This is a genomic window from Sinorhizobium sp. CCBAU 05631 (genome assembly GCF_002288505.1).
In the GTDB taxonomy this organism is placed as follows: Bacteria; Pseudomonadota; Alphaproteobacteria; order Rhizobiales; family Rhizobiaceae; genus Sinorhizobium; species Sinorhizobium fredii_C.
The window spans coordinates 2,857,501-2,870,735 of the sequence record NZ_CP023063.1 but is presented as its reverse complement, the minus strand read 5'-3'; the positions used below and the strand labels follow the sequence as shown (position 1 = coordinate 2,870,735).

At 63.7% G+C, this 13,235-nt stretch carries 10 protein-coding genes (1 of these 10 running past the window's edge); 7 read left to right on the top strand and 3 right to left on the bottom strand.

Features of this window, described 5'->3' with window-relative positions:
- Positions 1 to 11 precede the first annotated feature (11 nt).
- The gene (ubiG, locus tag SS05631_RS14070) at positions 12 to 758 is read right to left on the bottom strand and encodes a bifunctional 2-polyprenyl-6-hydroxyphenol methylase/3-demethylubiquinol 3-O-methyltransferase UbiG (RefSeq protein WP_095678000.1); all 747 of its coding nucleotides are present in this window, start codon (positions 756 to 758) and stop codon (positions 12 to 14) included.
- Between the two features lie 116 nt (positions 759 to 874).
- Positions 875 to 1,420: a dihydrofolate reductase family protein gene (locus tag SS05631_RS14065; protein WP_037426586.1), complete on the bottom strand. Its 546-nt coding sequence runs from the start codon at positions 1,418 to 1,420 to the stop codon at positions 875 to 877.
- 163 nt (positions 1,421 to 1,583) lie between these two features.
- Between SS05631_RS14065 and SS05631_RS14060 the strand changes: the two genes are divergently transcribed.
- From SS05631_RS14060 to clpB, 7 genes are all read left to right on the top strand, one after another.
- A complete protein-coding gene (locus SS05631_RS14060; protein ID WP_050988414.1) occupies positions 1,584 to 2,105 on the top strand; it encodes a class I SAM-dependent methyltransferase in 522 nt (173 codons plus the stop codon).
- A 218-nt stretch (positions 2,106 to 2,323) separates the two neighbouring features.
- Positions 2,324 to 3,598: an aspartate kinase gene (locus SS05631_RS14055; RefSeq protein WP_037426588.1), complete on the top strand. Its 1,275-nt coding sequence runs from the start codon at positions 2,324 to 2,326 to the stop codon at positions 3,596 to 3,598.
- A 92-nt stretch (positions 3,599 to 3,690) separates the two neighbouring features.
- Positions 3,691 to 5,958 carry a phosphoenolpyruvate--protein phosphotransferase gene (gene ptsP, locus SS05631_RS14050; protein ID WP_037426591.1) on the top strand — a complete coding sequence of 756 codons (2,268 nt, stop codon included), beginning with the start codon at positions 3,691 to 3,693 and terminating at the stop codon, positions 5,956 to 5,958.
- Between the two features lie 69 nt (positions 5,959 to 6,027).
- A complete protein-coding gene (gene prfA, locus SS05631_RS14045) occupies positions 6,028 to 7,110 on the top strand; it encodes a peptide chain release factor 1 (RefSeq protein WP_037426594.1) in 1,083 nt (360 codons plus the stop codon).
- 7 nt (positions 7,111 to 7,117) lie between these two features.
- Complete coding sequence (prmC, locus tag SS05631_RS14040) at positions 7,118 to 8,014, top strand: peptide chain release factor N(5)-glutamine methyltransferase (protein ID WP_037426597.1); 897 nt, start codon at positions 7,118 to 7,120, stop codon at positions 8,012 to 8,014.
- Positions 8,015 to 8,329: 315 nt separating this feature from the next.
- Positions 8,330 to 8,971 carry a DUF4167 domain-containing protein gene (locus tag SS05631_RS14035; protein WP_037426600.1) on the top strand — a complete coding sequence of 214 codons (642 nt, stop codon included), beginning with the start codon at positions 8,330 to 8,332 and terminating at the stop codon, positions 8,969 to 8,971.
- A gap of 387 nt (positions 8,972 to 9,358) precedes the next feature.
- Entirely contained in the window at positions 9,359 to 11,965 is a 2,607-nt protein-coding gene (gene clpB, locus SS05631_RS14030) for an ATP-dependent chaperone ClpB (protein ID WP_037426603.1), read from the top strand.
- 79 nt (positions 11,966 to 12,044) lie between these two features.
- Here the strand turns inward: clpB and SS05631_RS14025 are convergent, their stop codons facing one another.
- Positions 12,045 to 13,235, bottom strand: partial view of a M23 family metallopeptidase gene (locus SS05631_RS14025; RefSeq protein ID WP_037426606.1) — the 3' portion only. 765 nt of this gene lie beyond the right edge of the window; 1,191 of the gene's 1,956 nt are visible here — the last part of the coding sequence; its start codon lies off the right edge, out of view; the stop codon is at positions 12,045 to 12,047.

Below are 13,235 nucleotides of genomic sequence, written 5' to 3'. Positions count from 1 at the left end.
GGCCGGCGTTCTCAAATCGGCCGTTTGGCGACGATCATGTAGTTGACGTCCATGTCCTTCGACAGGTTCCATTGATTGGCAAGCGGGTTGAAGAACACGCCGGTGTGGTCGGCGACCTCCATGCCGCTCGCTTCGAGCGGCTTTTCGAGTTCTTCCGGGCGGACCAGCTTGTCGTATTGATGGGTGCCGCGCGGCAGCCAGCGCAGCACGTTCTCGGCGGCGAAGATTGCGAGGGCAGCGGCCTTCAGGGTGCGGTTGATGGTGGCGACGAACATCAGGCCGCCGGGCCGCACCATATGGGCGCAGGTGGTCATGAAGAAGTCGACATCGGCGACATGCTCGACGACTTCCATGTTGAGGACGATATCGAAGCTCTCGCCAGCCTCGGCCAAAGCCTCGGCGGTCACGGCGCGGTAGTCGACGTTGACGCCGCTGCCCGCCGCATGCGCCTTGGCGATGCCGATATTCTTTTCAGAAGCGTCCGCACCGAGAACATCCGCGCCCATGCGCGCCATCGGCTCGGACAACAGCCCGCCGCCGCAGCCGATATCGAGAAGGCGCAGGCCTTTCAGCGGCTGCGGGCTCTTCGGATCCCGGTCGAACTGTTCGCACACTTTGTCGCGGATATAGGCGAGGCGCACGGGGTTGAACTTGTGCAGCGGCCGGAACTTGCCGGTCGGATCCCACCATTCGGCCGCCATTGCCGAGAAACGGTCCACCTCGCTCTGGTCGATCGTCGTGCGTGCCGTCTCGCTCATCGGAGCCTCCTCGCGTATCGGGTCCGGGCAGAAACGTCGCGCCCGAAATCCGCCCTGTCGAAAGGTGAAGTCGGACGATCGACGGGCGATGTCAAGGGGCGGCTTTGCAAACCGCCTCAAGCCTTGGCGGGCTGATAGTGCAGGATGACGACGCCGGATTTTAGCGGGCGGACATGGGTGAGGTCCAGCTTGGTGCGCTCAGGGATGTTCTGGAAGAGCGGAGTGCCTTTGCCGAGGAGCACCGGATTGATGCCGAGACGGTATTCGTCGACCAGTCCACGGGCGGTCAGGGTGGCGGCAAAGTCGGCGCTGCCGAAGATGAAGATCGTGCCGCCGTCGCGCTGCTTCAGGCGCTCGACCTCGGCGACGGCGTCGCCGGAGACGAGTGTCGTGTTGTTCCACTCGGCGCTCGTCAGCGTCTTCGAGAAAACGTACTTTTCCGCCCCGTTCATGAAAGTGGCGATGTTGCCCTCGGCCGAGGGCCAATAGGCGGCCATCATCTCGTAGGTGACGCGTCCGAAGAGCAGCGTACCGGCTTCCAACTGCGTCTCGCCGATATAGGCGGCAAGCTCGTCCTCGAAGACGAACCAGTCGATATCATGCCCCGGCGCCTCGAAGAAGCCGTCGACACTGACCATGTCCCACATGATGACCTTGCGCATTGCCCTTCCTCCCGTTGAACGTCGCCGCCTGACTTTCGCTCAGGTCGGAGAATGACAAAACTGCAGCAAGTTTGCAAGTGGTGCTAATATTGAAGCATTGCGATCGCAGATGATTGCTGCCAACTTAGAGAGCAGGAATCCGGCGTGAGACGGTGGTGAGGCGATGAGAGATCGGATCGGCTGGGCGGTAGAGATGCTTGCGCCCGAGGCATCCGAGTGCATTCTCGAGATCGGCTGCGGTCACGGCTTGGCGGCGACGATGGTGTGCGACCGGCTCGTCGACGGTCGGTTGCTTGCGATCGACCGTTCGGCGGCAATGATCGAGGCCGCGCGGCGGCGAAATGCCGCCTTCGTCGCCGACGGGCGAGCCGAGTTCGTGGTCGCGGAACTCGCACGGGCCGAGTTTGGCAGCGCCGTATTCGACAAGGCTTTTGCTCTGCGCGTCGGCATTTTCGCGCGCGGCAATCCGGAGCGCGAGCTTGCCGTCCTAGCCAGGTACTTGTCGCCGTTCGGACGGCTCTTTCTCTTTCACGACGAACCCTCGCGCACTGCCAACGATCTCGTGCCGCGCCTCGAAGCGGGTGTGTGCCGCAGCGGCTGGATGGTGGAGGCGCGGGCGACGCATCGGGTTCGCGGTTGCGACGTCGCCTGCGTCGTGGCGAGACACCCGGATTTCGCCGCCTGACGTCCGGCCAGATCCTGGAAACCTGCCCCCGACGCTCAAGTCTTCCTCCACCCTCCCATTGCACGCCGCCCGCTGATCCGCTAAGAGACGCCGCGACTTTCCGCTTCCCGCAGCGGTGGCTGGCCGATGTCCGAGAAGTCTCTGCTTTTTGATCGTCAGGCGCCGGCGGGAGTGCTGTCGGGCGCAGGCGCGAAACATGTTGGTACGGTAGAGGCGAAATGGCACGCATCGTGATGAAATTCGGCGGGACTTCCGTCGCAGATTTGAACCGCATCCACAATGTCGCCCGCCATGTAAAACGCGAAGTCGATGCCGGCCACGAGGTCGCCGTCGTCGTTTCCGCGATGTCCGGCAAGACCAACGAGCTGGTCGGCTGGGTCGAGAACATGCCGAAGGTGGCGGGCTCGAATGCGCCGTTCTACGATGCGCGCGAATATGACGCGGTGGTCGCCTCCGGCGAGCAGGTGACCTCCGGACTGCTGGCGATCGCCCTGCAGTCGATGGGCATCAACGCCCGCTCCTGGCAGGGCTGGCAGCTGCCGGTCAAGACCGACAACGCCCATGGTGCGGCCCGCATCCTCGACATCGACGGCGCCGATATCATCCGCCGCATGGGCGAGGGTCAGGTGGCGGTCGTTGCCGGCTTCCAGGGGCTCGGCCCCGACAATCGCGTCGCGACCCTCGGCCGCGGCGGCTCCGACACCTCCGCCGTCGCCATCGCCGCTGCCGTCAAGGCCGACCGCTGCGACATCTACACCGACGTTGATGGCGTCTACACGACCGATCCGCGCATCGAGCCGAAGGCGCGGCGATTGAAGAAGATCGCCTTCGAGGAAATGCTGGAAATGGCTTCCCTCGGCGCCAAGGTCCTGCAGGTGCGCTCGGTCGAGCTCGCCATGGTGCACAAGGTGCGTACCTTCGTACGCTCGTCTTTCGAGGATCCCGATGCGCCGGGCATGGGTGACCTTCTAAACCCGCCCGGAACGCTGATTTGTGATGAGGATGAGATCGTGGAACAGGAAGTCGTAACCGGCATCGCCTATGCCAAGGATGAAGCCCAGATCTCGCTGCGGCGCTTGGCCGACCGGCCGGGCGTTTCTGCGGCGATCTTCGGCCCACTCGCCGAAGCCCATATCAACGTCGATATGATCGTCCAGAACATTTCCGAAGACGGCTCCAAGACGGACATGACCTTCACGGTCCCGTCCGGCGACGTCAACAAGGCGCTGAAGGTGCTCTCCGACAACAAGGAGAAGATCGGCTACGACGTCGCGCAATCGGAATCCGGCCTCGTCAAGGTTTCGGTCATCGGCATCGGCATGCGCAGCCATGCGGGTGTCGCCGCCTCTGCCTTCCGAGCGCTCGCCGAGAAGGGCATCAACATCAAGGCGATCACCACCTCCGAGATCAAGATTTCCATCCTGATCGACGGTCCATACGCGGAATTGGCGGTTCGCACTTTGCATTCCGCCTACGGTCTCGATAAGAGTTAGACAGCAGGCATTCGATTGGGGATTCGCGGCCGCCAAGGGCCGCGCCTCCCGTCACGTGCCGTCGTATATTCTTATTCGGGAGACCCTACGCGATGAGAGACCTTTCCGCGGGTCCGCGCGTTCTCCTCAAGCGGTTGCGCGAGCTCATGGCGGAACCGCTCGAGCCGCAGGAGCGCCTTGACCGTATCGTGCGCCAGATCGCGCAGAACATGGTCGCGGAAGTGTGCTCCGTCTATGTGCTGCGCTCCGACGGCATTCTCGAGCTTTACGCGACCGAAGGTCTGAACAAGACCGCGGTGCACTTGGCACAACTGAAGATGGGCCAGGGTCTCGTCGGCACGATCGCCGCCTCGGCGCGCCCGCTCAATCTCTCCGACGCGCAGGCGCATCCGGCCTTCACCTATCTCCCCGAGACCGGCGAAGAGATCTACCACTCCTTCCTTGGCGTGCCGATCCTGCGCACCGGGCGCGCGCTCGGCGTTCTGGTCGTGCAGAACAAGGCGATGCGCAACTATCGCGAGGACGAGGTCGAGGCGCTCGAGACGACCGCCATGGTGCTCGCCGAGATGGTCGCGACCGGCGAGCTCAAGAAGATCACCAAACCCGGACTTGAGCTGGACCTTTCGCGCCCCGTTGCGATCGAGGGCAACAGCTATGGCGAAGGCATCGGCCTTGGCTATGTGGTGCTGCACGAGCCGAGGATCGTCGTCACCAACCTGCTCAACGAGGATACGGAGCACGAACTGCAGCGCCTCGCCGAGGCGCTGGGGTCGCTACGCATCTCGATCGACGACATGCTGTCGCGGCGCGACGTGTCGATGGAAGGCGAGCACCGGGCGGTGCTCGAGACCTACCGCATGTTCGCGCACGATCGTGGTTGGGTGAGAAAGCTCGAGGAAGCGATCCGCAACGGCCTGACGGCCGAGGCGGCGGTCGAGAGAGTGCAAAGCGAGACGAAGGCAAGGATGATCCGGCTGACGGATCCTTATCTGCGCGAGCGGATGCATGACTTCGACGATCTCGCCAACCGCCTGCTGCGCCAGCTCTCCGGCTACGGCGCCAAGCTTTCCGCCGCCGATTTCCCGAGCGACGCGATCATCGTCGCGCGCGCCATGGGCGCGGCGGAACTGCTCGATTATCCGCGCGAGAACGTCCGCGGCCTCGTCCTGGAAGAGGGTGCGGTCACCAGCCATGTGGTGATCGTCGCGCGCGCCATGGGCATTCCGGTCGTGGGGCAGGCAGCAGGAGCGGTGGCGCTTGCCGAAAACCGCGACGCGATCATCGTCGATGGCGATGACGCTAAAGTGCACCTGCGCCCGGTCGCCGACCTGCAGCGCTCCTACGAGGAAAAGGTGCGCTTCCGCGCCCGCCGCCAGGCGCAGTTCAGGGCGCTGAAAGACGTCGAGCCGCTGACGAAGGACGGCAAGCGCATTACGCTGCAGATGAATGCCGGGCTCCTGGTCGATCTACCGCATTTGAACGAAGCGGGCGCCGAAGGCATCGGCCTCTTCCGCACCGAACTGCAGTTCATGATCGCCTCCACCATGCCGAAGGCGGAGGAACAGGAAGCGTTCTACCGCAACGTCTTGAAGCAGACGGGCGGCAAACCGGTAACCTTCCGCACGCTGGACATTGGCGGTGACAAGGTCGTGCCCTATTTCCGCGCGGCGGAAGAGGAAAATCCGGCGCTCGGCTGGCGCGCCATCCGGCTGTCGCTCGACCGGCCGGGCCTGCTGCGGACCCAGTTCCGAGCGATGCTGCGCGCGGCTGCCGGCGCCGAGTTCAAGCTGATGCTGCCGATGGTGACCGAGGTGTCGGAACTCAAGGTGGCGCGCGAGCTCCTGCAGAAGGAGATCGAGCGGCAGTCGAAACTCGGAGAGCAATTGCCGCGCAAGCTGCAGTTCGGGGCGATGCTCGAGGTGCCGGCTCTGCTCTGGCAGCTTGACGAACTCATGGCCGAGGTGGATTTCGTCTCGGTCGGCTCGAACGATCTCTTCCAGTTCGCCATGGCGGTCGATCGCGGCAATGCCCGCGTTTCCGACCGTTTCGACATTCTCGGTCGGCCGTTCCTGAGAATGTTGCGCGACATCGTGCGCGCCGGCGAACGCAACGACACGCCGGTGACGCTCTGCGGCGAGATGGCGAGCAAGCCGCTTTCGGCCATGGCACTGCTCGGTATCGGCTTCCGCTCGGTATCCATGGCCTCGACTGCCGTCGGGCCTGTCAAGGCCATGCTGCTGGCGCTCGACGCCGACAAGCTGGCCGAAGTCCTCAATGCCGCCCTGGACGATACAAAATCCGAAACGCCGATCCGCCAGCTTCTGGTGGATTTCGCGGCGGCGAACGGCATACCGGTATAGATTGATCGAAAGCGTCTTCATCCTCGTCCGAACCGGGTTCGGGCGAGGCGGACGTGTTTGGAGTGAAACTTGGCAAAGCTTCCTGTTGAAAAGATGCGCGAGCTCGAACGGCGTTTCGCGGAGATCGAGGCGCGTATGTCCGCAGGCCCCGCGGCCGACGTCTATGTGAAGCTCGCATCGGAATATTCCGAGCTCCAGCCGGTCGTGACGAAAATCCGCGTCTACGAGAAGGCGGTCGCCGAGCTTGCCGATATCGAGGCCATGCTCGCCGACCGGGCGACGGACAAGGAGATGCGCGACCTCGCGGAAATGGAAAAGCCCGAGGTGGAGGAGCGGATCGAAGCGCTCGAAGAGGAGATCCAGATCCTGCTCCTGCCGAAGGATGCGGCCGACGAAAAAAGCGCCATCCTCGAAATCCGCGCCGGCACGGGCGGGTCGGAAGCGGCGCTCTTTGCCGGCGATCTGTTCCGCATGTACGAGCGCTACGCTGCGGCCAAGGGCTGGCGGGTCGAGGTGCTCTCGGCGAGCGAGGGCGAGGCCGGCGGCTACAAGGAAATCATCGCGACGGTTTCCGGGCGCGGCGTGTTCTCGCGGCTGAAATTCGAGTCCGGCGTCCACCGGGTGCAGCGCGTACCCGAAACGGAAGCGAGCGGCCGCATCCACACCTCTGCGGCGACCGTCGCTGTTCTGCCGGAGGCAGAGGAGATCGATATCGAAATCCGCCCCGAGGATATCCGTATCGACACGATGCGCTCTTCGGGAGCGGGCGGCCAGCACGTCAACACCACGGATTCGGCAGTCCGCATCACCCACCTGCCCACCGGCCTCGTCGTCACCAGCTCGGAAAAGTCGCAGCACCAGAACCGCGCCAAGGCGATGCAGGTGCTGCGTTCCCGGCTCTTCGACATGGAGCGCCAGCGCGCCGACAGCGAAAGGTCGGCCGACCGCAAGAGCCAAGTGGGGTCCGGCGACCGTTCGGAGCGTATCCGCACCTACAACTTCCCGCAGGGCCGCCTGACCGACCACCGTATCAATCTGACGCTCTACAAGCTCGACCGGATGATGGAGGGTGAGATCGACGAGGTCGTCGACGCCTTGCTTGCGGACCACCAGGCAAGCCAGCTCGCCCTGCTCGGCGAACGGCAGAATTGAGCCGGGGATGCGCGAGACATTGGACAGGCTGCTTTCCGAGAGCCGCGATCGGTTGAGGGCCGCCGGCATCGAACATGCGGCGGTCGATGCCAGGCACCTGATTTCCGGTCTACTCGGCCTGTCGCTCGCCGGCTTTATGGCAAGGGGAGGCGAGCCGGTCAGCCCAGAAGATGCAGCGCGTATCCGCGCGGCGATCGACCGCCGGATGGCACGCGAGCCGGTCTACCGCATTCTTGGCGAGCGCGAGTTTCATGGATTGGCCCTGTCGCTTTCGAGGGAAACGCTGGAGCCGCGGCCGGACACCGAAACGCTTGTCGACTGCCTGATCCCCCATGTGCGCCGCATAGCCGCGGGCAAGGGACACTGCCGGGTCATCGACCTTGGAACCGGCACCGGTGCCATTTGCCTCGCGCTTCTCGCCGGGGTACTTGAAGCGCGCGGCACCGGTACCGATATATCGGAAGACGCCTTGGCGACGGCACGCGAAAACGCGAAGAGGAACGGGCTCGCCGAACGCTTCCTGACGCTTAGGAGCGATTGGTTCGAGGCAGTGGAAGGGCGGTTCGACGTCATTGTCTCAAATCCGCCGTATATCCGGTCCACTGTCATAGATGAGCTTGAGCCGGAGGTCAGAAACCATGATCCGGCTGCCGCCCTGGATGGCGGAATTGACGGGCTTGACGCTTACCGTGCCATCGCTCAACACGCCGGCCGCCATCTCGAAGCGGACGGAGTTGTAGGCTTGGAAATCGGTTTCGATCAGAAGCAGGCAGTTACGGCGCTGTTCCAAGCGCAGAGCTTCCGCCTGATTGAGAGCCGCAAGGATCTCGGCGGCAACGACCGGGTCCTGATATTCGGGCAGGACGTCAAAGGCAGCATCACCGTTGAAAAAATGCTGCACTAGCGCCCTCTTTTCTGGATGAGCAAAGAAAGGGCTTGGAATCGCCAAGGAAGCGGGCTAGTTTCTGGCCGCGCACTGGGCACAGGTCATGGACCAGAGATTCGTTCCAGTATGACCTGGCCACGGGGATTGCTCTCAAGAAAGAGTTGCTAGGGTTCAACAGTGCCTTGTGCGGGTACCTGTTAATTTGACGTCAGCCGGCGCCGCGACCGCGAACAGGCGGTCTGCCGTGGCGCGTGTTTTCTCGGGCGCGGACAATCCGGCCGGGATACGGAACCATATGATTATCATCAGCAAGAAAATTCAGGTGAATGGACGATGAGGCCAGGACAGCAGAACAAGCGCGGCCGTGGGCGGAATAACAACAACGGAAGCAATAACAACAATAACAACCGCAAGGGATCCAATCCCTTGACGCGGACGTACGACAGCTCCGGCCCGGATGTGAAAATTCGCGGTACCGCCCAGCATATTGCGGAAAAATACGCCGCGCTTGCCCGCGACGCCCAGAGCGCCGGCGACCGTGTCATGGCAGAAAACTACCTGCAGCATGCCGAGCACTACAACCGCATCATTGCGGCGGCACAGGCGCAGATGCAGGATCGCTTCCAGCGCGAAGAGCGCCAGGACTATCAGGACCGCGACCTCGACCGCGATCAGGACGATCTGGATCAGGTCTATGCCGAGCCGGCACCGGCCGCCGCAGCACCCGCCCAGGCGCCTGCTCCCAGCGAGCCGCAGCCGGTTATCGACGGTTCCGGCCCGCAGCCGGTGATCGAAGGCATGCCCGCCGAAGTGGCGATGGAGGAGGAGACGTCGGTGGCGTCTTCCGGCCGCACCGGCTCGCGGCGCCGCAGCGCCTCCCGCCCGCGTCGCCAGCCGCGCCGCAATGCAGGAGACGAGCCCGCGGCTGAAGGACAGCCTGGCGGCGACGCCCCGGTCCTGGCGGCATCGGAATAGCGCCAGAAATACGAGATTTCCCTATCTGAAAGCCCGGCCGGACGGCCGGGCTTTTTGCATCGGTTAAATGCCAGCTCGCGAGCCCGGCGGCTCCGCAGGCCTTCGCCATGCACCGGAAAGATTCGCGGAACGCCGCTTTCCGACGCCCTTTAATTTCCGAAAATATCGCCCCATATTCGCTTCGAAGACTTGGACCCCCGCAACGCGGGGACGAGCCGTCAGTACAGCGCCGCACGTCGTATTGGACGCGCAAAGATCGCTGTAGCACCTTAAATCGAAAGCGATTTAAGGAGACATGCAGTAGCGGGCTTGCCGAATGCGGGAGCCTGATCCTGAAACGCCGGCCAGTGCCACAACGATGGGCTCGCCGGATCATGGAGGTAAGACATGAATATCGAGAAGTATTCCGAGCGGGTACGCGGCTTCCTGCAATCGGCGCAGACCCATGCGTTGGCCGAAGGGCACCAGCAATTCACGCCGGAGCATGTCCTCAAGGTATTGCTCGACGACGATCAGGGCATGGCCGCATCGCTCGTCGAACGCGCCGGAGGCGATGTGCGCGAGGCAAGGGCGGGCACGGCCGCGGCGCTGGCGAAGCTTCCGAAAGTCACGGGCGGCAGCGGTTCCGTCTACCTGTCGCAGCCGCTCGCCAAGGTCTTCACCGCCGCGGAAGAGGCGGCGAAGAAGGTCGGCGACAGTTTTGTAACCGTCGAGCGCCTGCTGCTGGCGCTGGCGATGGAAAGCTCGGCCGCCACCGCCGCCATCCTTACGAAAGCCGGCGTAACGCCCACGAAACTCAACCAGGTCATCAATGAAATCCGCAAGGGCCGGACGGCCGACACCGCCAATGCCGAGCAGGGCTTCGATTCCCTGAAGAAATACGCGCGCGACCTCACCGAGGAGGCACGCGACGGCAACCTCGATCCGGTGATCGGCCGCGACGACGAAATCCGTCGCACGATCCAGGTGCTGTCGCGCCGCACCAAGAACAATCCGGTGCTGATCGGCGAGCCGGGAGTCGGCAAGACCGCGATCGCCGAGGGCCTGGCGCTTCGTATCGTCAATGGCGACGTACCGGAAAGCCTCAAGGACAAGCGGCTGATGGCCCTCGACATGGGCGCGCTGATTGCCGGTGCGAAGTACCGCGGCGAGTTCGAGGAGCGGCTGAAGGCCGTGCTCAACGAGGTGCGCTCGGAAGAGGGCGAGATCATCCTCTTCATCGACGAGATGCATACGCTGGTCGGCGCCGGCAAGGCGGACGGGGCGATGGACGCTTCGAACCTCCTGAAGCCTGCGCTGGCACGTGGCGAGCTGCACTGCGTCGGCGCGACCACGCTCGACGAGTACCGCAAGCATGTCGAAAAGGATGCGGCGCTTGCCCGCCGGTTCCAGCCGGTGTTCGTCGAGGAGCCGACGGTCGAGGACACGATCTCGATCCTGCGCGGCCTCAAGGAAAAATACGAGCAGCACCACAAGGTGCGGATATCCGACTCCGCGCTGGTGGCCGCGGCGACGCTTTCCAACCGCTACATCACCGACCGTTTCCTGCCCGACAAGGCGATCGACCTCATGGACGAGGCGGCCTCGCGGCTCAGGATGCAGGTCGACTCCAAGCCGGAGGAGCTCGACGAACTCGACCGGCGTGTCATCCAGCTGAAGATCGAACGCGAAGCCCTGAAGAAGGAGACCGATGCTTCCTCGAAGGACCGCCTCGAGAAGCTTGAGCTCGACCTTGCGGCGCTTGAGGAACAGGCCGCGACCCTGACCGCCCGTTGGCAGGCGGAAAAGCAGAAGCTTGGCCGGGCGGCGGACCTCAAGAAGCAGCTTGACGAGGCGCGCAACGAACTCCAGATCGTCCAGCGCAAGGGTGAATTCCAGCGGGCAGGCGAGCTTGCCTATGGCGTCATCCCGAATCTCGAGAAGGAGCTTGCCGAGGCCGAGAGCCAGGACGGCTCGAGCGCCAATGCCATGGTGCAGGAGGTGGTCACCCCCGACAACATCGCCCATGTCGTCTCGCGCTGGACCGGCATTCCGGTCGATAAGATGCTCGAGGGCGAGCGCGAAAAGCTGCTGCGGATGGAAGACGAGCTGGCCAAATGGGTCGTAGGCCAAGGTGATGCCGTCCAGGCCGTGTCCCGCGCCGTACGACGCGCCCGCGCGGGGCTCCAGGATCCGAACCGGCCGATCGGCTCGTTCATCTTCCTGGGGCCCACCGGCGTCGGCAAGACGGAGCTTACCAAGGCACTTGCCCGCTTCCTCTTCGACGACGAGACGGCGCTGATGCGGATCGACATGTCGGAATACATGGAGAAGCATTCGGTCGCCCGGTTGATCGGCGCACCCCCCGGCTATATCGGCTATGAGGAGGGTGGTGCGCTCACCGAATCCGTCCGCCGCCGGCCCTATCAGGTCGTGCTGTTCGACGAGATCGAGAAGGCGCATCCGGATGTCTTCAACGTGCTCCTGCAGGTGCTCGACGACGGCCGCCTGACGGACGGTCAGGGCCGCACGGTCGACTTCAAGAACACGATGATCATCATGACCTCGAATCTCGGTGCCGAATACCTGACCGGCCTCGGTGAGAACGAGGACAGCGACGCCGTCCGCGACCAAGTCATGGAAGTGGTCAGAGCCGCCTTTAGGCCCGAATTCCTGAACCGGGTGGACGAGATCATCCTGTTCCACCGGCTGCGCCGCTCGGAGATGGGGGCGATCGTCGACATACAGCTCGAAAGGCTGCGCAAGCTGCTCGGCGAGCGGAAGATCACGCTGGAGCTCGAGGAGGAGGCGCGGGCCTTCCTTGCCGACAAGGGCTACGACCCGGCCTATGGTGCGCGGCCGCTGAAGCGGGCGATTCAGAAATATGTCCAGGACCCGCTGGCGGAAAAGATGCTGCAGGGCGAGTTCCCGGACGGATCGGCGATCAAGATCGTTGCGGGTTCCGACCGGCTGAACTTCAAGCGCGGCACGCCCGCGGCAAAGGAAGCCGCCTAAGCATCTCTCAAAATGCGAAAAGGCCGCCCGCAATAGGGCGGCCCCATTCGTGTCTCGTCTCCGTCCCTCGTGGAGACGCCTACTGGCTTGCGACCTGGCTCGGATCGTCCTTGCCGAGAAGTTCGTCGATGCGCTCCCGCTCCTTCTCGAATTTTGCCAGCACCTCGCCGGAGAGCGACTTGCCGCCCGGCAGGCGGATGCGCAAGGGGTCCACCTTGTTGCCGTTGACGATCAGTTCGTAGTGGAGATGCGGGCCGGTCGACAGTCCGGTGGTGCCGACCCAGCCGATCACCTGGCCCTGCACGACCTTTGCGCCCGCCTTGACGTTCTTGGCGATGGCGCTCTGGTGATTATAGGACGAGACATAGCCATTGGCGTGGCGGATCAGGGTCTGGTTGCCATAGCCGCCCGAATCCCACCCGGCTTTTTCGACAACGCCGTTGCCGGCTGCGATGATCGGCGTGCCGCGCGGCGCCGACCAGTCGACGCCCGTGTGCATTCGCGAGAAACCGAGGATCGGGTGGCGGCGCATGCCGAAGCCGGACCGGAAGTGGCCGTTCGGAACCGGATTGCGCAACAGGAACTGGCGGATGCTCTTGCCGGCCTCGTCGAAATAATCGATCGAATTGTCGTCCGGATCGTGGAAGCGGTAGAACCGCGTCTCGGCATCCCCGAATTTGGCATCGACATAGAGAAGTTCGGACTCTTCCGTCGCCTGCCCGCTTTCATCGGTGACCGAGAAGAAGGCTTCCAGCGAATCCGTCGGCTTGAGCTGTGCCTGGAAATCGACATTGCTCGCCAGCAGCTTGACAATCAGCGAGATCATCTCGGCATTCATGCCGTAGGAGAGGGCGGCCCGATAGATGCCGTCATAGACGCGCGGCAGATCGTGACCGCTGGTGATCACCGGCGTTCCGGTATCGTCGAAGGCGGTGGCGACGGCATCGAGCTTCGGAGGCTCGGCTCCGGGCACGAAACGGCCGCGATCGTCGACGGCCATCGTCAGCACGTGCCGGTTGCGCGAATAGACCGTCGCCCGCACGATCCTTGCTTCTTCGCCTTTCTGGATGATGCCGATGCGCAGGACGTCGCCCGCGCCAAGCTCCTTCGCCCCGAGCGCCGTCTCGATATATCCGGCCGCGTCGTCGGCCTGGGCCCTGGCATAGCCTGCATTCACGAGCACCGTGGCGATCGGCGTGGCGCGCCGGACCGGGATGACGTCGTCGGCATATTCCGTGCTCTGCTCAGTGATGGTCTCGTGGGTCGAGAC

Coding starts and splice junctions, on each gene's coding strand:
- ubiG (WP_095678000.1), bottom strand. CDS start 758: ATGAGCGAGACGGCACGCACGACGATCGACCAGAGCGAGGTGGACCGT.
- SS05631_RS14065 (WP_037426586.1), bottom strand. CDS start 1,420: ATGCGCAAGGTCATCATGTGGGACATGGTCAGTGTCGACGGCTTCTTC.
- SS05631_RS14060 (WP_050988414.1), top strand. CDS start 1,584: ATGAGAGATCGGATCGGCTGGGCGGTAGAGATGCTTGCGCCCGAGGCA.
- SS05631_RS14055 (WP_037426588.1), top strand. CDS start 2,324: ATGGCACGCATCGTGATGAAATTCGGCGGGACTTCCGTCGCAGATTTG.
- ptsP (WP_037426591.1), top strand. CDS start 3,691: ATGAGAGACCTTTCCGCGGGTCCGCGCGTTCTCCTCAAGCGGTTGCGC.
- prmC (WP_037426597.1), top strand. CDS start 7,118: ATGCGCGAGACATTGGACAGGCTGCTTTCCGAGAGCCGCGATCGGTTG.
- SS05631_RS14035 (WP_037426600.1), top strand. CDS start 8,330: ATGAGGCCAGGACAGCAGAACAAGCGCGGCCGTGGGCGGAATAACAAC.
- clpB (WP_037426603.1), top strand. CDS start 9,359: ATGAATATCGAGAAGTATTCCGAGCGGGTACGCGGCTTCCTGCAATCG.